The sequence below is a fragment of the Brevinematia bacterium genome (assembly GCA_039630355.1).
Taxonomy (GTDB): Bacteria; Spirochaetota; Brevinematia; order DTOW01; family DTOW01; genus SKYB106.
Window position 1 is genome coordinate 18,189 of the sequence record JBCNVF010000092.1, and the last position, 16,852, is coordinate 35,040.

General features: G+C 36.0%; 18 protein-coding genes and 1 pseudogene. 6 read left to right on the plus strand and 13 right to left on the minus strand.

Going from position 1 to position 16,852, the window contains the following annotated elements:
* Positions 1 to 10 precede the first annotated feature (10 nt).
* The 3 genes from ABDH28_06085 to ABDH28_06095 all read right to left on the minus strand — a co-directional run bounded on the left by ABDH28_06085 (position 11) and on the right by ABDH28_06095 (position 3,355).
* A complete protein-coding gene (locus tag ABDH28_06085) occupies positions 11 to 244 on the minus strand; it encodes a Uxx-star family glutaredoxin-like (seleno)protein (protein ID MEN2998585.1) in 234 nt (77 codons plus the stop codon).
* Positions 245 to 344: 100 nt separating this feature from the next.
* A complete protein-coding gene (dcd, locus tag ABDH28_06090) occupies positions 345 to 872 on the minus strand; it encodes a dCTP deaminase (protein ID MEN2998586.1) in 528 nt (175 codons plus the stop codon).
* A gap of 23 nt (positions 873 to 895) precedes the next feature.
* Positions 896 to 3,355 (minus strand): hypothetical protein, encoded by a 2,460-nt coding sequence (locus ABDH28_06095; GenBank protein MEN2998587.1) that lies wholly within the window; start codon positions 3,353 to 3,355, stop codon positions 896 to 898.
* Between the two features lie 366 nt (positions 3,356 to 3,721).
* Between ABDH28_06095 and ABDH28_06100 the strand changes: the two genes are divergently transcribed.
* On the plus strand, positions 3,722 to 5,497 hold the full coding sequence (locus ABDH28_06100; protein ID MEN2998588.1) for a phospho-sugar mutase: 1,776 nt from the start codon (positions 3,722 to 3,724) through the stop codon (positions 5,495 to 5,497).
* Between the two features lie 28 nt (positions 5,498 to 5,525).
* On the opposite strand, the gene ABDH28_06105 is transcribed toward ABDH28_06100, so the two are convergent.
* The 6 genes from ABDH28_06105 to frr form a co-directional block, all read right to left on the minus strand.
* Positions 5,526 to 6,332 carry a hypothetical protein gene (locus tag ABDH28_06105; protein ID MEN2998589.1) on the minus strand — a complete coding sequence of 269 codons (807 nt, stop codon included), beginning with the start codon at positions 6,330 to 6,332 and terminating at the stop codon, positions 5,526 to 5,528.
* A 2-nt stretch (positions 6,333 to 6,334) separates the two neighbouring features.
* Complete coding sequence (plsX, locus tag ABDH28_06110; GenBank protein MEN2998590.1) at positions 6,335 to 7,348, minus strand: phosphate acyltransferase PlsX; 1,014 nt, start codon at positions 7,346 to 7,348, stop codon at positions 6,335 to 6,337.
* 176 nt (positions 7,349 to 7,524) lie between these two features.
* Positions 7,525 to 8,268, minus strand: a complete 744-nt coding sequence (locus ABDH28_06115; GenBank protein MEN2998591.1) for a ribonuclease HII — start codon at positions 8,266 to 8,268, stop codon at positions 7,525 to 7,527.
* Between the two features lie 10 nt (positions 8,269 to 8,278).
* Entirely contained in the window at positions 8,279 to 8,884 is a 606-nt protein-coding gene (coaE, locus tag ABDH28_06120) for a dephospho-CoA kinase (protein MEN2998592.1), read from the minus strand.
* A gap of 6 nt (positions 8,885 to 8,890) precedes the next feature.
* Positions 8,891 to 9,634: a polyprenyl diphosphate synthase gene (gene uppS / locus ABDH28_06125; GenBank protein MEN2998593.1), complete on the minus strand. Its 744-nt coding sequence runs from the start codon at positions 9,632 to 9,634 to the stop codon at positions 8,891 to 8,893.
* 4 nt (positions 9,635 to 9,638) lie between these two features.
* Positions 9,639 to 10,223: a ribosome recycling factor gene (gene frr, locus ABDH28_06130; protein ID MEN2998594.1), complete on the minus strand. Its 585-nt coding sequence runs from the start codon at positions 10,221 to 10,223 to the stop codon at positions 9,639 to 9,641.
* Between the two features lie 105 nt (positions 10,224 to 10,328).
* On the opposite strand from frr, the gene rimM reads away from it, so the two are divergent.
* From rimM to ABDH28_06145, 3 genes are all read left to right on the plus strand, one after another.
* A complete protein-coding gene (gene rimM, locus ABDH28_06135; protein ID MEN2998595.1) occupies positions 10,329 to 10,835 on the plus strand; it encodes a ribosome maturation factor RimM in 507 nt (168 codons plus the stop codon).
* Positions 10,836 to 10,923: 88 nt separating this feature from the next.
* Positions 10,924 to 11,058: a hypothetical protein gene (locus ABDH28_06140; GenBank protein MEN2998596.1), complete on the plus strand. Its 135-nt coding sequence runs from the start codon at positions 10,924 to 10,926 to the stop codon at positions 11,056 to 11,058.
* Positions 11,059 to 11,188: 130 nt separating this feature from the next.
* Positions 11,189 to 12,094 (plus strand): PLP-dependent cysteine synthase family protein, encoded by a 906-nt coding sequence (locus ABDH28_06145; protein ID MEN2998597.1) that lies wholly within the window; start codon positions 11,189 to 11,191, stop codon positions 12,092 to 12,094.
* Here ABDH28_06145 and ABDH28_06150 read toward each other — a convergent pair.
* The 4 genes and pseudogenes from ABDH28_06150 to ABDH28_06165 form a co-directional block, all read right to left on the minus strand.
* Positions 12,091 to 12,843 (minus strand): annotated as a pseudogene (locus tag ABDH28_06150) (thiamine pyrophosphate-dependent enzyme). The gene ABDH28_06145 and the pseudogene ABDH28_06150 sit on opposite strands and share 4 nt — an antisense overlap.
* Before the next feature lie 17 nt (positions 12,844 to 12,860).
* Entirely contained in the window at positions 12,861 to 13,919 is a 1,059-nt protein-coding gene (gene vorB, locus ABDH28_06155; GenBank protein MEN2998598.1) for a 3-methyl-2-oxobutanoate dehydrogenase subunit VorB, read from the minus strand.
* A gap of 7 nt (positions 13,920 to 13,926) precedes the next feature.
* On the minus strand, positions 13,927 to 14,190 hold the full coding sequence (locus ABDH28_06160; protein MEN2998599.1) for a 4Fe-4S binding protein: 264 nt from the start codon (positions 14,188 to 14,190) through the stop codon (positions 13,927 to 13,929).
* A 76-nt stretch (positions 14,191 to 14,266) separates the two neighbouring features.
* Complete coding sequence (locus tag ABDH28_06165) at positions 14,267 to 14,989, minus strand: tetratricopeptide repeat protein (GenBank protein MEN2998600.1); 723 nt, start codon at positions 14,987 to 14,989, stop codon at positions 14,267 to 14,269.
* A gap of 247 nt (positions 14,990 to 15,236) precedes the next feature.
* Here ABDH28_06165 and ABDH28_06170 point away from each other — a divergent pair, with 247 nt between their 5' ends.
* Together ABDH28_06170 and ABDH28_06175 are read left to right on the plus strand one after the other, a co-directional pair.
* The gene (locus ABDH28_06170; GenBank protein MEN2998601.1) at positions 15,237 to 15,656 is read left to right on the plus strand and encodes a CBS domain-containing protein; all 420 of its coding nucleotides are present in this window, start codon (positions 15,237 to 15,239) and stop codon (positions 15,654 to 15,656) included.
* 10 nt (positions 15,657 to 15,666) lie between these two features.
* Positions 15,667 to 16,848: a SpoIIE family protein phosphatase gene (locus tag ABDH28_06175; GenBank protein MEN2998602.1), complete on the plus strand. Its 1,182-nt coding sequence runs from the start codon at positions 15,667 to 15,669 to the stop codon at positions 16,846 to 16,848.
* Positions 16,849 to 16,852 lie beyond the last annotated feature (4 nt).

The window sequence follows — 16,852 nt, forward strand, 5'->3', positions numbered from 1 at the left end:
ATCATAACCGCTAAGAAAGATTCAACATCTTATCTATAATCGGCTTGTTAAAACCAACAATAACTTTACCATTTATCACAACCACAGGAACACCCATCTGCCCAGATATCCTCACCATCTCCATCGCTTTTACCTCATCCTTAGACACATCATAGTCCACAAACTTAATGCCCTTGGACCTAAGATAATTCTTAAGCATATTGCAATAGGGACAAGTCGGTGTAGAATAAACCTTTACATCCATAAGCCTTACCTCCTAAATATACTAGCTACTGTATATAGTATACTAAAATATTTCCAACAAGTCAAGAGATTTCAGTGTATTACTGCTGATGTAATCTTTTCTAAAGCTGGTTGAATTCCTCATACATTTTACTTATGACTATATCCTTGCTTTTTGAGTACTTACCTTGGTACACTCTGGTAATTTCGCCACTTACTTCGCAGTAGTATATCTGACAGATCTCAATAAAAGGATATACTATCACGGGTTTTATCACAGAAATTTCAAGTGTCCAATAGCCTTCAAATCCTATATCTCCAAACCCAGCAGTAGCATGCACAGAAATTCCTAGCCTACCTATGCTTGATCTTCCTTCAATCATAGGAACATATTTCTTAGTAATTGTATACTCTACAGTTCTACCTAAGTAAAGCTTTCCTGGCTCAAGTAAAAAGCCACTTTCTGGGATAACTATGACTCTATAGTTTGTTGGCTTTTTTAAATCTAATACATCGTCAGTTAGCTCAAAAAGTTCGTTGTGAAGCCTCAAATTATAGGAGTTAGGGTTCAAGAACCTCTCTTCAAACGGCTCTATTACTATATTCCCTTCCTTTATTTCTTCAAGTATCTTCTGAGAAGTTAAAATCATCCTACACCTACTCAATACAAATACTAGAAGCGCAGACCTACCAAACCTAGCGCCCCAAAAAAGCATATTAAGAGAAACATCTGTATTAGTGAAAATACTGAAAATGAGTTAAACTTGAACTCAACTATATACTCTCCCTGAGAGTCAAAATAGACCGCTTGAGCTAAGTAATTTGCCTTAAGGATTTCTTTCTTTTTTCCATTGACCAGACACTCCCATTTTGGATGGTAGTAATTGTTAAAAACTAGAAAGCATTTATCACTTACAAATACCTTCAGCTTAGCATAATTTCCAGAATATTCTAGCACTGAGATGTCATGTTGAAGGTTATGAGAAGGAGAGAAGTTAGTAATATCATTTGTCAAAAGAACACTATTTTTTAGAACCTCTATTGGTAACATCAAGATCATTTCAATCTGTCCATTATACTTTATATAGTTAGGAGTAATGAAAAATCTTGGCAACGAATTAGTAACTTCGTAGACATAAAAGAAATTGGAAACAGATTGTTGATCCTCTGAAAGGTAAATACTACAATACAAGTTTGTATAATACTTTAGAATAGGAACTTGTAGAAAAACGGGATGACTCGGAGGTAGTTCTGTTAGGAAATACTTGGTTCCATATTTAGCCATAACATCAAAGTTGAAGGAGTTGATGATAGGAAGCAGCTTTATATACTCATCCGGCAATCTTGAAGCAGCAATAGACTGTATTGTCTCAAGCTTATGGTATGGGAACAAAAACGTGAAGTAGTGATTAGCAAATCCTGAATACATAACAACCCTCGCTTGTTCTTCTTTCAACTTATCCTTCATAAACCTGACAACTTCTGTCTCCTTATAAAGCTTACTAGGATCAACTTCTTTAAATAAGGGCTTTACAGTAACAAACATATTTACAAACACCATTAGGAGAAAGACCACAAAGGTTGTGTCAAAAACCAAAGACCTTCCAAAAGCTTTCTCCTCAGGCTTTACCCTTACACCTACAACTTTCTCTAGAACGTATAGAAGTAAAGTTCCAGCTATCACAAACAAGAAAGAAGTTCCAACAGAACTTATTATATTCTCACTTATCCTGCTAGCAATAGAATAGTCGTATTGATGTTGATAGGCAAAGTGCATAGTTATCTCTGCTTTTACACCTGAAAGTATGAGATAACTTAGAAAAAGTACACCTGAGTAAACTAGAAGTATGCTTAGAAACAGTCTGTTCTCCTTAGTGCCATTTCCTACCCCTTTTACGAAAGAATCAATGGAAAAAGCTGACATTATTACCAAAGATATTGTGAAAATATCCATCCATTTTGCAGGAACTCTCAGTTTATCAAAATACGGAATCTGTGTAAGCAAATAAAAAGGCGTTGGGAAATAGCGAGCAATAGAGAACAGGAAAGAAATAATGGCAACAACAGCCCAGAAAACAAAATGCAGCTTTCTTTCTCTTTCCCAATTCCTGAAGTAGAGCAGTGCCAAGATGACAAAAGGAAGAACAAAAACATTAGCGTAAGCATCTATGCCAAGCCTAAAATTTCTCATCCCCTGCTTAGTAGCCTCATATCCAAAATCTTGTGCTGCTCTTCCCCAGTATGGCAGTTCTGGATCATTGGAAAAATACCCAAACAACCCAGGCACAAAAAAGTTCAAAATCTCCTCAGGAGGATAGGAAAACTGTACTAAAAACCTCCATTTACTCTCAGGATCACCCTCAACAGAACCAATCTGTTGCATCTGAGCAAACCCAAACATCCCTTTTATGGAAACAAAGGAGAATGCAACAAATACAACAAATATTGACAAAGGAACTAAAATGAGTTTTAGTAAAGTATTCCAGTTGATTTTCAAAATCTCAGATATTCTGTTAAACCTTATCAAAGAAAGGAATATTATGTAAGCTCCTAGAACAATCCCAAAATAAATAGTTCTCTGAAAATCCGCAAAAGCAAGTCCTATTGACACACCAGCTATTATAACAAGCAAAGATAGTTTAAAAATACCATGTTCCTTGGAATATACATACTTTACTATTCCTAGCGCTAAAAGCAAAAATCCAAGAGATCCGATAATATGCCCCCCTAATACTGACAAAACACCCATTGTTGTTAGAGATATACTCACTGCACCAAATAAAGCCCCCCACATCGTAAGTCCAGAGCTTCTCAGAAATATATACATTCCTATAAATGAAACTACAATATACAGAGCAATATCAAAAATAGGAACCCTCTCATATCCAATTATTTTACCGAAAAAAATGGGCAGATTAAAACTCACCCCTAGTGGAAGTCCCAGAAGATAATTAAAGTTCCAGTGTTCATTTTCCAATCTCCACAGAGCTTCTGAAACATTTCTTATTACTCCTACATTACCATCAATCCCGTAAAATGTCTTGCCTGAGATAAGAGGAGGTAGTATAACCACCAATGTAAATACCACAACAAGAAAAGCACTTATGATAAAGGATTTCGATAAGTTACTCATACCAATCCCTTTGCTCTATACTTTTATAAGCATTTTAAAAAACTCTAAACTCCCAAATCAAATAAACCCCTTTAGCAATAACAAATTCCAATCTTCATTAGGTAAGTAAGCAAGGTTCTAAACTTTTCTTACTCTTGCTCATCCCCTTTGGTTCTAGATAGCGTTCTTTGGTAACAAAACTTTACTTCATACCGGATCTCTCAGGCACTATCAAGAAAAGTATTTACTCAATCTTGACAGGGATCGCAGGAGAAGTAAAAGAAAAGTTATACCTAATTGCTAATTGGAACTTATTGACTACCTCAGCACAACTTTGAAAGAAAAGTCCGAGTAAATTGATAATTTTTCACAGTCATGGAGGTAGTAATGGAAGAACTAAGGAAACTACCTATATCTGATAAAGCGAAAGAAAACATAACTTTGTGGATAGAAGAGTTTGGAGAAGAGATTAGGAGAGAAGTAATTTCACTTATAGAGGGCAAAAAATTTGATGAGCTTGAGGAAAGGTTTTGCAAGAGACTTGAATTTGGAACGGGGGGAATGAGAGGCAAGATGGTGATAGGACCTAACGGAATGAATAAATACACTGTGAGAATAGCAACTCAAGGATTTGCTAATTACCTGAAAAAAGTTGTCATCAACAAACCCCTTTCTTGTGTAATAGGGTACGATACGAGGAAAAATTCTCTTTCATTTGCAATGGAATCCGCAAGAGTTATTGTAGCAAATGGCATAAATTGCTATTTTCTGAAGATTCCAATGCCAACCCCATTTATATCGTTTGCCATAAGGTATCTAAGAGCATCTGGAGGAATTATAATAACAGCTTCCCACAATCCTCCAGATTACAATGGTTATAAGGTATACTGGGATGACGGTTCACAGGTAGTTTCTCCTCATGATAAGGGGATTATTGAAGAGGTCTATAAAATAACATCTTCAAAAGAAATAGAGACAATTTCGGAGGAAGAACTAAAAAACTCTCCGTTGTTTAGGGAAGTTTTAGAGGATATCAAGGAAGCTTATCTCAAAGTTTTGAAGGTAAATCTAAGCGAACTTTATGAAGTTGAAGATACAAGTGTTAGGAAAAATATAAGAATAGCATATACACCTCTACACGGAACTTCACTCAACCTAACAATTGACGCTCTAAAACACCTAGGATTTGAAAATATTTTTCTCGTTGATGAGGAATGCACAACAGATGGAACTTTCTCTGCAGTTCCTTCACCAAACCCAGAAGACGATAGCTCTTTTTCAAGAGTTATAGAACTATCTAAAAGAACTAACTCTAGTGTATTTTTTGCTAGCGATCCAGATGCAGATAGGGTGAGAGCTGGCATAAATGTAAACGGCGAGATAACTCTTTTCTCTGGTAATCAACTTGCATCAATGATGCTAGACTGGATTCTATCAAAACTTCTCCAAAAAGGTGCTCTTCCGGAAAATGGATTTGTTGTAACAACAATCGTAACCACAGATCTCATCAGAAAGATTGCCAGTAGCTTCGGCATAGAAACTTTCTTTACACTAACAGGGTTTAAGTATATAGGTGAGAAAATAAGACAATTTGAAGGTAAAAGAAGATTTATATTTGGATGCGAAGAAAGCATAGGGTATCTCTATGGAGATGACGTTAGAGATAAAGACTCTGTAATATCAACCTGTATTCTAGCACTTATGACAGAAGATCTTACAAGGAATGGAAGAAATTTAAAAGATTACTTGATGGATATCTTCAGAAGATATGGAATCCACATAGAGAGTCTGTTGTCTCTTGAGTTTGAAGGAGTAGATGGAGCAAAGAAGATAAGCGATATAATTGAAAAAGTGAAAAGAGAAAAAATAGAAACATTTGCAGGACTTAGGGTATTGTCTAGAATAGACCTGAAGAATAAGGTAATTGAAGATTTCGAAAAAGGAACAAAAGAGGAGTTTAAAACCGATCTACCCCCATCAAGTGTGATAATAATTAACCTTGAAGGTAACAATAGATTCATAGTTAGACCTTCGGGTACAGAACCAAAGGTCAAGGTGTATTTTTTCAGTGAGTTTGGTAAAGATGTTGAAAACCTAGAAAAATATGAAATGGAACATAAGAAACTGCTGGATGAATTCAAGAGAGTGTTTCTTACAAATTAACAAGTTAAAATGGTTATAAAAACTAAGCTTAAAATAAATTTCCTAAGTATTCTATTCTCACCATTCTCTCAAAGTAAGGTAAAAAAGAATTGTTTAAGAGTAGCGAAACACCTAAGGCTCTTGTAGGTGAAAGCTTTATCTGTGCAAAAACAGATGAATTTGTCAACCGTTCTGCAGACAAAAATAAGTTATCTATCCCAAAAGATATGGTCAACATGTCGGAGACTTTCAAGTATGAGGATAGAAAGAGTGAGGTATTTTTAAAAGAAACATCTCCAACAGGTAATAAAGGAAACTTGACTCCAAAAACAATATCAGAGTATGAGTTAAACAAAGATTTATACCTCACAGCCATTGGAATATGTATGCCATATAGGACCTTGCTATAGTAATCTGGAGAAAAGGCTTTTCCAGATGTTCCACAAGAATAGTTATCAATAGCAACTGAAAGCGAAAAACCATTTAACTCATTCAGAATGTTAAGTTTTAATGTAACCAATGGTATTCCCAAAAAGACCTCGGAGTTACCAATTACTCCCTGCATATCCTCGCTTATCCCTATAGTTAAGAAATCCCATAATCCTACGTACAGCTTTGTAGTTAAACTTCCTTGGGAATACACAAGGAAGTCTATCATAAACATTCCTCGTGATAATGTATAAGGAGTCTGATTAGGTCCCAGTAGAAATTCATAAGTGTACACTGGTGAAAAGGTTGTTACTGATTCCTCTATCACTATTTTCCTGCTTCCCACTACCTCATCTCCAAACGCTGGGCAAAGTATAAATGAAAAAATAATTAAAACTATTAACCTTAACCTAAAACTCTCATACATCTCTAAATCTCTCCGAACTCCTTTATAATTCTCTGAATTTTTTCTTGAAGGTTTAGTCTTGAAATTGAAGCAGAGTAAAGTATACCGCTTTTTATACTTTTCGCATTGGAAGCACCGTGTCCTACAAACACACTTCCATTCACACCTAGTAACGCAGCAGCACCATACTCACTAACATCCGTTCTCTTTCTGAATTTCCTCAGTGCTATCTTTATAAAAGCACCAAGTATAAAGCCATACCACTTTGACATAATCTCTTGTTTCATAAGTTTTGACAGAGCCTTACTAGCTCCCTCGGAAGATTTTAGCACAATGTTTCCTGTAAATCCATCGGTTACTATTACATCAACATCCCCTAGGAAGATATCATTTCCCTCAACATTACCGATAAAAGATTCTCCTAACTTTTCCTGCATAAGAACTCTTGCCTTTCTAACAACCTCCGTTCCCTTGTATTCCTCCTCCCCTATATTCAGTAAACCTACCTTCGGCCGATAAGTTCTCAAAACATTCTCAACAAAGACTTTCCCCATAATACCAAATACTACGTAATCCTTGGCACTAAGTTCAACACTAGCACCTACATCTAACAAAACTCTGAAACCATATATTGAAGGAATAACAGTAGCTAATGCAGGTTTTGAAACCCCCTCTATTCTACCAAGTTTCAACACCGAACTTACAACCACCGCCCCTGTATTTCCCGGTGAAAAAAACGCTGATACTTTACCTTTTTCCAATAAATCTAGAGCAACTAATATTGATGAATTCTTTTTCTTCCTACTTGCGCTAAATGGCTCATCTGTCATCTCTATGACTTCGGAAGCATTTACTATATCAAATTTTGACTTCTTCAGTATCCTCTTAGAATAATTACTAAGAGCTTCTTTTATCAAAGACTCCTTACCTACCATAACAACATGAACATCCTTATGAAGAGCTGACTTTATACACCCCTTGACTGCTTCCCTTATCCCTCTTTCAGCCCCCATAACATCAACAGCAACAGATACCATAATATCCTCTGGAAACATTTTAAAAATAGCCTGACCGTAATTACAAATCCGTTTATACGGAGCCAACGAGTTTCAATCTTCATTAGGTAAGTTGCTTTAAACTTTCCTGATAATTGCAATAATCCATCTTACTCCAAGCTAAATTAAGTTTTGCTATTCCTCAAATTCCTCGCAGTTTAGCTAACTTTTTGAATATCCTCAAACAGTTCCCGTGAGTTTCCCAATTTCTTCAAAACGAAAGAAGTTCTGTGAATTTCGGAAAATCCGTATTTCTTTATAGCGAAAGTGTGGTCCCTAGTGCAATATCCTTTATTCTTATCAAGTCTATATTCTGGATAGTTTACGGACACATGTCTCATATACCTATCCCTCAGAACCTTAGCTACAACGGAAGCAATAGAATTAGCATGAACATATCTATCTGCCTTCTTTATCGGCAAGTAATACGAAAAACCATCTTCAGATACCTTACCATCAAATTTTTTCAATTTACTATAAATATCCAAGTATTTTCCCAACACCTCTTTCGGCAGAATTCTTGCTAAAAGAAAATCCTCAAACCTTTTACTCTTTATGTCAACATAATCTGTGATTATTAGCCTTGGTAAGAACTTCAAATTAATCAGGGATTTAAGTATTGCAATTCTGAGAGCTATCCCTATTCCAAAACTATCTATTTCTTTATTTGATACAAATCCTACTCCGATGTCATACACTCTTTTTGTTATTTCAGGCAATAACTTTTCTCTCTTTCCAGGAGAGAGTAGCTTAGAATCTTTGACACCTTCAATCACAATTGAAGGATCAACAATAACAGCACAAACAAGCATAGGTCCAGCAATACATCCCCTTCCTACTTCATCTATACCTACTACATAATCAAATTGTTTCAACAATCTCGTCAGATCCTTAAACTTCATAGCAACCGGTTCATATTTTTACTATGGAGAATATTTTCTCTTCAACTTCTCTCTCAAGATCACCAATGGTGGAGTTGTTATAGATTACGATATCAACCATATCCTCAACATCAGAAAGTTTTTTCTGAAAACTTATTCGCTTTAAAACTTCATTCTCTTCAAAACCTCTAAGTCTTGCCCTTTCCACTATTTTGTTCTCATCTGACTCAACATAAACTATAAGGTTACAAAATTCGTTAAGTCCTATCTCAAAAAGTAGTGCAGCATTGATGCAATAAAAACCATCCTTCTCAATCTCCAATCTTACAAGTTCCTTTATAGTACCGTGTGTAAGTTTATTCAGAAGCTGTAGCTTCATAGGGTCAGAAAAAACAATACTTGCTAACTTCTTTCTGTCAATTCTCCCGCTATCATCCAATATATCCTTGCTTATCATTCTAAGTATTTCGTCTTTCCTTATTTCTAATACCCTATGACCAACTCTATCAACATCAATAACCCTAAATCCCCTTCCTTCAAGAATCCTACAGACAGTATTTTTCCCTGAAAGCATTCTACCAGTTACACCTACAATAAACCTTTTCGGGATCCGCGGCTTTAGAGGTCTTCTGCCCATAAAGCTCTACCTCTTAGTAATTCTACCAAACCTTCTCTCTCTAGATTGATAATCTTTTATAGCCTCAACTAGATCTTCGGGTCTGAAATCAGGCCAAAGTGTCTTGGTAAAATAAAACTCAGAATAGGCAGATCTCCAAAGCATGAAATTGCTTATCCTTTGTTCGGCGCTAGTTCGTATAATAAGGTCAACATCCGGAACTTCTGGATGATAGATATACCTTGATACCACCGTCTCATCAATACTTTCCTTAGTTATCTCCCCCTTTTCAAAAGCTTCTAAAATCCCCTTAATTGCCGTCACTATCTCCCACCTACCACTATAATTAAAAGCACTGCACAGAGTGTAAAGGCTCCCTTCCTTAGTTTCATTCTCAAGCACCTCTATCATTTCCGCAAGTTCTTCCGGAATACCCTCCTTCTCACCCAAATGCAAAAATCTAACACTCTTTTCCTTAAACTCCTTTATTTTCTCTTTGACAACCTTAAGTGCCATAGACATAAGAAAATCCACTTCTTCTCTGCTTCTCTGCCAATTTTCCCTAGAAAAAGCATATACAGTTATGTATGGAATTCTCAGATACCTGTTAAATTCCAATATCCTCTCCAATGCCTTCAATCCTTCCTTATGTCCTTCCACTCTAGGCAGTCCCCTAGCTTCGGCCCACCTGCCATTACCATCCATTATTATTCCAACATGAGTTGGTAAATTATTTCTATCAATCTTACTAACAAGATGTTCAAAATCCATTTCCCTAAACTTCCATAATCTCCTTTTCCTTAACTTTTGTTAAGGAATCAACTTTCTCTATATATTCATGAGTAAGTTTATCTATCTCCTGCTCAAATCTTCTCTCTAGATCCTCACTAATGTGCGCAGATTCTTTCGCTTCCCTAACAATTTTTAAATACTTATGCCTAACATTTCTGATAGCAACCTTTATTTCTTCCGCTTTTGTGTGCAGAAATTTAATCATTTCTTTCTTCCTTTCCTCCGTCAATGGTGGAAAACTCACCCTTATATTAACCCCATCAACAGTAATACCAAGCCCAAGATTGGAAACTAATAAAGCCTTCTCAATATTCTTTATCACACTTTTGTCCCAAGGAGATATAACCACGGTAGAAGGATCACTAACAGAAAGAGTGGCTATCTGCTTTAAAGGAGTTAAGCTATTATAGTAGTCTACCTTCACATCTTCAAGAATAAGAGTATTCGCTCTTCCCGTTCTTATTTTTTTTAATTCACCCTTATACACACTAATACTTTCTTCAAAATGGTTTTTTAATTCTTCTTTCACTTGGTTGAAATTAAATTCTTTTTTCTCTTTTTCCTTCATAGCAACCCCCTTGCAGTAGTATTTTAATCAAAAACCACCCTCCGCTTCAAACATCCTTTGTAGCTAAGTTGCACTTCTAACTCAATTTACATTGAAAATTGTAAAATGGAAGATAGATACGTTGAGGTAGGCAGAATTATAGGTAGATTTAAGCTTGAAAACAAGATAAAAGTTGAATCACTACTTGATACAGTTGAAGAATTATTGAAACTTAACGAATACTACATCAAAACCTTAACAGGTTTTAAGAAAATAGACCTATATGTTGAATCTATTGGACCTAATCATCTGATCTATAAAGTTGAAAATTTTAACCCAAAACTTATTGATCATCTTAAAGGCAAACTACTTTTTACCCACTACAAAAACTTACCAAAGCTCAAGGAAAACCAATTCTACATAGCCGATCTTGAAGATTGCAGAATATACGACAGCACAGAAAAGGAGATAGCTCCCCTAAAAAGAATTCTCACAGATGGCAAAAATTACTTCCTAGAATTTCTAGATTATATTATACCATTTACAAAAAGATATGTGAAATCTGTTGATATTCAAAACAAAAAAATAGTCCTTACGGAAATCTTTTTCCAAGAAAAAGACTACCTGAAATAATTCCTCCTGAAAAACTCCTATCCCTTCTCACAGTTTCTATAAGGAATGTATGAGCATTTTAACAAAAACTGGAGACCTTATCTAGACAATGGTTGTTATCAACGGTAGAAACTTTAATAAATTGCTAAACGATGATCTGCCAAACAATAATCTTGTTGAAAACATCTTCATAGTTAGTCCTATACTGCCTCCTGATTCTGTTAGGAACCTTAGGATGAGATAAAGTTGGAATCTGCGTTAAGATATTGATCAAAATGAGCTTTAGAGTTTATTGAATTGCATTTTTGAAAAAGTTGAAAAAGTAAAATATTTCCAAATAAAATCTTTTATCAAAAATGCAACAGGAGGAGAGAATGACTGTTGCCAACTCCATAAAAGATCTTATAGGTAAGACACCTATTCTTAGGATGGATAAGATATCGCAGGGTGGAAAAATATTTGCCAAGCTTGAGTGGTATAACATAGGAGGTTCTGTGAAAGATAGACTTGCATTGTACCTAATTGAGTATGCTGAAGTTTCAGGAAAGCTTGATAGGAACAAGACAATAATAGAAGCAACCTCAGGGAACACTGGGATAGGACTTGCGATGATTGCAGCTTTTAAAGGTTATAAGATAGACATAGTTATGCCCGAATCTGTAAGTATTGAGAGGAGGAAAATAATAAAAGCTTATGGTGCAAATTTAATTCTATCTCCTGGTGATAAAGGAACAGGTGGTGCGGTAGAGCTAAAGAGGGAACTTCTAGAGAAATACCCTGATAAATATGTAGATCTGGATCAATTTAAAGATCCTGCAAACATTTTAGCCCACTATCAGACAACAGGTAAGGAAATAATTGAGCAGATGGATGGTAAAGTAGATATGGTGGTAGTGGGGATAGGCACTGCAGGTACAGGAGTAGGTGTTTCTATGAGGCTTAAGGAGTTTAACCAAGGCATAAAGATTATTGGTGTTATGCCTAAGTTGGGGGTGAAAATCCAAGGTATGAGAAATCCAAACGAACCAAATCCTACCCAACTTTTCAGACCTGAGTGTTTTGATGAGATAGTAGAGATAGAAAACGAAGAAGTTCCGAAAACCTATGAAGTTGCTAGAGAAGTTGCTAAAAAGGAAGGGTTACTTGTTGGAATGAGTGCAGCATCATTGCTTTATGTTGCAATCAAAAAATCCAAAGAACTTCCTTCGGATAAAAACATAGTTGTGATTCTACCAGATAGTGGTATGAAATACTTAAGCACGCAACTATTTGAAGATTAACCTAATTTTCCGTATTTATCTTTAAACACTCCTAACGGAAAGTATTTTATCATTTCCTTCTCAATCCACTTATTTGCTTCAACTGGAGAAAGATACCACTCATTAGGACAAGGACTAAGAACTTCAACAAAAGTATAACCTTTTCCCTCTATTTGCAACCTGAAGGCCTTTTTTACCGCTTGTTTTGTTGCATTGATTGTCTTAGCTGAGGTGATGGCAGTTCTTTCAACATATACGGGTGCTTCGAGCATAGCTATCATTTCTGCTATTCTCATAGGGTAACCTTCAGTATCCGGATTTCTTCCATATGGTGAAGTTTTCGTAACCTGTCCTGGGATTGTAGTAGGTGCCATTTGTCAACCTGTCATCCCATAGGTAGCATTATTGACGAATATAATGGTAATATTTTCTCCTCTATTGGCAGCATGTAATGTTTCTGCAAGACCAATAGCTGCAAGGTCACCATCTCCTTGATATCCAAACACTATTAGCTCTGGTCTTGCTCTCTTTATCCCCGTTGCAACTGCAGCAACTCTGCCGTGTGCAGCTTCACACATATCAATATCCCAATAGTCATAAGCACTTACTGCACACCCAACAGGTGCTATCCCAATCACCCTTTCTCTTATATCAAGCTCATCTATAACCTCAGCAATGACTCTGTGTAATATTCCATGTCCACAGCCTGGGCAATAGTGAGGCTTGTTATCGGTCATGGATTTAGGTTTATCAAAAATCAATTTCGTCATTTTACCCTCCAAAAAATCTACGCTTTAAGTAACTCAAGAGTATGTTCCATAATTTTCTTTTCCTCGGGCAAAGTTCCACCCATTCTACCGTAGAAATTAACAGGTTTGTAATCCTTCACAGAAAGTCTCACATCCTCTACCATCTGTCCAGCACTCATTTCAACAACTAAGAACCCCCTAAGGTGCCTTTGCAAAGCAAGCTCCATAAGTCTGTATTCTGGAAAGGGATACACACTTTGTAGCCTAAAAGTTCCAACCTTATATCCTTCAGCTCTCATCTTCTTCGTAACTGATTTACATATTCTAGCAGGTATACCATAGGCAACAAGTATAACCTCAGCATCTTCTACCATAAACTCTTCATACATTACAAATTCAGCTTTTATTCTTGCATATTTTTGCTGAAGTTTCATATTATTAATTTCAACACCGGTATCATCAAGCCAAAGGGTTCTTACAACATTTCTAGGTCTTCCTTTAGCACCTGTCAAAGCCCAAGGTTTTTCGTAGACCTTGGGAGTGTAGTTCTGTGGAAACTCTGCGGGTTCAACCATCTGTCCGACTATACCATCAACAAGGATGAGCACAGGAATGAGGTATTTATCAGCTAGTTCAAATGCTAAAATAGTCAGATCTATCATCTCTTGCACATATGCAGGAGTCAAAACTATGAGTCTGTAGTCTCCATGTCCTCCTCCCTTCACAGCCTGAAAATAATCCCCTTGAGCACCAGCTATGTTTCCTAACCCAGGACCTCCTCTCATAACATTGGCAATAACACAAGGAAGATGCCCTGCAGCAAGGTAGGAGACCCCTTCTTGCATAAGACTGAAGCCGGGAGATGAAGTTGTTGTCATAGCTTTGACACCAGCAGCAGCAGCACCAAAGACCATATTGATCGCTGCAGTCTCACTCTCAGCTTGCAAAAAAACCCCCCCAACCTCTTTCATTCTTCTAGCCATGTAAGCACTTATTTCGTTCTGAGGAGTTATAGGATAACCAAAGTAGTACCTACACCCAGCTAAAATCGCTGCCTCTGCCAAAACTTCATTCCCTTTAAGAAGCTGTTTCATCATTTCCCCCTCAAGCAGAAGATCCAACAACACTCTCTTCCTTAATGTATACTCTTATAGCTAAATCTGGACACACAATAGCACATCTCTTGCACCCCGTGCACCTTTCATTTAAAGTTGCTTCAACATATATCCACCCCTTTGAGTTAAACTTACCACTGGAATCTATAACTCCTTCAGGACATTCATAAACACACAAAAGACAACCTTTACACCTCTCAGGATCAACCTCTATAAATGTTGAAACAAGCTTACCTTTCACTAGTCTCTCCATAATACCTCCAAAGTAAGAGTAAAACTCTCTTGACAAATGATTAAAAGATAACTAAAAATAATTTCAAATTCTACAGCTATATCTCTCTATCAATTATTTCTATATTCTTTATGACTTTTTTCCTCCTAGGATCATTTGGTAGGAGAATTTCAAGAAGCTTAGTGTAATCATCCCTAGCCTTAAAAAGCTCTCCAAGTTCGTAATAGACTCTCGCTCTTGCAAAAAGTGCAGATACGTTTCTTGGCTCAAGATTTAAAACGTAATTAAGATGTTCAAGAGCAGATTTAAAATCTCCTTTCTCTATCTTGATTATAGCAAGTGAATACCTCGCATCAAAATAGTCCGGATTTATCCTTATAGCCTTTTCAACATTTGCTTCAGCCCTATTAACGTATTCCTCAACCTTATCCTTATCCTCTATAACCTTTGACAGTTGAAAAAGAGAAACACCGATTATGAAATACAAATTTGCATCAGTAGGTATAAATTCTATTGCCTTCTGGGCATTTTCAATTGCAAGTCCCCACATATCCCTCATAAAGTAATGTCTAGCAAGGTTTTTGTAAATCTCCGCTCTGTAAACATCCAATTCAACCGCATCAATAACAAGTTGCAATTCCCTTCTTCCCATTTCCAAAACTTTCAAAGCTTCGTCCTTCTTTTTCCTATCAGACAACTCCTTAGCCCTATCCTTGACAGCCTTCTGTGGAGTATTCACAAGTCCCAATTGGTATCCAATGAAGAACATAAACCCACTAAGCAATACTATTCCAATTGTAACCCAGCTTCCTTTCCGCATACAACTATTATACTCAACAAATTCCCACAATCTCAACCCTAGCCTTGCCAAGAAAAACAAAAATTGATAAAAGTTCCTAGAATTCTTTGATCCATCCTAAGAGTTAGGATTAGATGCTCTGGTTAAAACATTCTAAGATGTAGATCCATAGCTAACTCTGCAGATTTTTACAAATTGTTTACAAAAAGTTTTCCAAAATTTACAGATTAATATCTAGAATTTAGTACTGGTTTTGGGAGGTAACAAGATGAGAGTTACGAAAAATGTGAATACAATCAAAGCTAGAGACATTATGACAACAGACTTTTTCGTATGTAAAGAAGACTTCAGCCTATTCCTTGCCATAGATAAGATAATGAGAAAGAAAGTTCACTCAATAGTAGTGGTTGATGAAAATGGTGAAATGAGAGATATAATATCTCCTACTGACTTGCTAAAGGTGTTTTTTCTTGATTATACAGATCATCACAATATGAAGGTAGCAGATGTCACCAAAAAGAATAGAGTGATACTATACATATCGGAGGATACGAGTCTTTCCGAAATAATAAGAATAATGAGAACACACAGTATATCAACTTTGATAGTTGCAAATGAATCTCTCAGGCCTATAGGTATAGTCCATATAAAAGATGTATTGAAGATGATAGAGACTATACTAATGTAGGAGGTATAAAATGGTAGAAACACCTAAAAAAGAACAATATTACAAGATATACGAACCTAACAAACAGTTCCCTGTCAATTTACTAGGTTTTGCTGCAAGGAAGTCAGTTGTAGTTGACTCTAATGTTGTAACCGATGAGGTTGTAAATCTTCTCCTGAAAGATAGTGAAATAATGTTTGTAATAACAACCAATAATGATGAGATAATAAATGTTATGGAAGCTAAAGATATACTGAACATAATATCTGCCAGATTTGGTCAACATATATATGGAAACAAACCTATAATCAGAATAGCAAGTAAGTTACAGAGGAACTTTTCCATAATTGAAGCTAATAAACCAGTCAGATCAATAATACAGAAAATCTCAAAGAATAAACAACGAATAGTCATAACAATAAATGGAAATATTTATGGAGCAACTAATCCTGATATAATTTACTCCGTCCTACTTAAGATAATAGAAGAAGACTCAAAAGAGACGGGAAGACTCCAAAATATGATAATAAATAAATCTCTCTATCCAAGTGAGATCATAAACTACGAGGCTGTATCAATACCATCGTTTAACGCTGGAGGAGACTATATCTTTGTGAAGGATATAGATAACGATCGAGCACTAGTAGTCATAGCAGATGTATCAGGTAAAGGCACCTCTGCATCCATAATAACGAGTATGATAAGTTTCTTTTTCAAGAGTTTAGTTGAAAGTAATATAACAAAAGAAACATTAGCAAAATCAATAGTCAGACTCAATAGTATCATCATAGACTACTTTGACTACGAAAAATACATCACAATGGTGCTATGTGTTGTTGATAAAAGATCCAAAGGCATAAGTGTAGTGAATATGGGACATCAACCTTTATATTTATTTGGAAAGGAGGAAATCACACAGAAGAGAGCTCATAATACTCCCATAGGTCTTATGGATCTAAGCGAAGACAGTATCATTATTGATGATATTATTCTAGAGAAAAATAAAAAAGTCTTTCTATTCACTGACGGTGTCACAGACATAAAGAACTCTGACGAAATGGAATACGGAGAAAAGAGATTAGAGGCAATACTTCTATCCTACGAAAATATAGAGGATATAAAGTCATACTTGCTTGAGGACATTATGTCATTTTCTGAAGACCAATACCAAGTTGATGATATATCTTTCATAATATTTGAGATTAAAGATTAGAGAC

Excerpts from the sequence above, each read along its gene's own strand:
- ABDH28_06085 (MEN2998585.1), bottom strand. The coding sequence starts at position 244 with ATGGATGTAAAGGTTTATTCTACACCGACTTGTCCCTATTGCAATATG.
- dcd (MEN2998586.1), bottom strand. The coding sequence starts at position 872 with ATGATTTTAACTTCTCAGAAGATACTTGAAGAAATAAAGGAAGGGAAT.
- ABDH28_06095 (MEN2998587.1), bottom strand. The coding sequence starts at position 3,355 with ATGAGTAACTTATCGAAATCCTTTATCATAAGTGCTTTTCTTGTTGTG.
- ABDH28_06100 (MEN2998588.1), top strand. The coding sequence starts at position 3,722 with ATGGAAGAACTAAGGAAACTACCTATATCTGATAAAGCGAAAGAAAAC.
- ABDH28_06105 (MEN2998589.1), bottom strand. The coding sequence starts at position 6,332 with ATGTATGAGAGTTTTAGGTTAAGGTTAATAGTTTTAATTATTTTTTCA.
- plsX (MEN2998590.1), bottom strand. The coding sequence starts at position 7,348 with ATGGTATCTGTTGCTGTTGATGTTATGGGGGCTGAAAGAGGGATAAGG.
- ABDH28_06115 (MEN2998591.1), bottom strand. The coding sequence starts at position 8,268 with ATGAAGTTTAAGGATCTGACGAGATTGTTGAAACAATTTGATTATGTA.
- coaE (MEN2998592.1), bottom strand. The coding sequence starts at position 8,884 with ATGGGCAGAAGACCTCTAAAGCCGCGGATCCCGAAAAGGTTTATTGTA.
- uppS (MEN2998593.1), bottom strand. The coding sequence starts at position 9,634 with ATGGATTTTGAACATCTTGTTAGTAAGATTGATAGAAATAATTTACCA.
- frr (MEN2998594.1), bottom strand. The coding sequence starts at position 10,223 with ATGAAGGAAAAAGAGAAAAAAGAATTTAATTTCAACCAAGTGAAAGAA.
- rimM (MEN2998595.1), top strand. The coding sequence starts at position 10,329 with ATGGAAGATAGATACGTTGAGGTAGGCAGAATTATAGGTAGATTTAAG.
- ABDH28_06140 (MEN2998596.1), top strand. The coding sequence starts at position 10,924 with ATGGTTGTTATCAACGGTAGAAACTTTAATAAATTGCTAAACGATGAT.
- ABDH28_06145 (MEN2998597.1), top strand. The coding sequence starts at position 11,189 with ATGACTGTTGCCAACTCCATAAAAGATCTTATAGGTAAGACACCTATT.
- vorB (MEN2998598.1), bottom strand. The coding sequence starts at position 13,919 with ATGATGAAACAGCTTCTTAAAGGGAATGAAGTTTTGGCAGAGGCAGCG.
- ABDH28_06160 (MEN2998599.1), bottom strand. The coding sequence starts at position 14,190 with ATGGAGAGACTAGTGAAAGGTAAGCTTGTTTCAACATTTATAGAGGTT.
- ABDH28_06165 (MEN2998600.1), bottom strand. The coding sequence starts at position 14,989 with ATGCGGAAAGGAAGCTGGGTTACAATTGGAATAGTATTGCTTAGTGGG.
- ABDH28_06170 (MEN2998601.1), top strand. The coding sequence starts at position 15,237 with ATGAGAGTTACGAAAAATGTGAATACAATCAAAGCTAGAGACATTATG.
- ABDH28_06175 (MEN2998602.1), top strand. The coding sequence starts at position 15,667 with ATGGTAGAAACACCTAAAAAAGAACAATATTACAAGATATACGAACCT.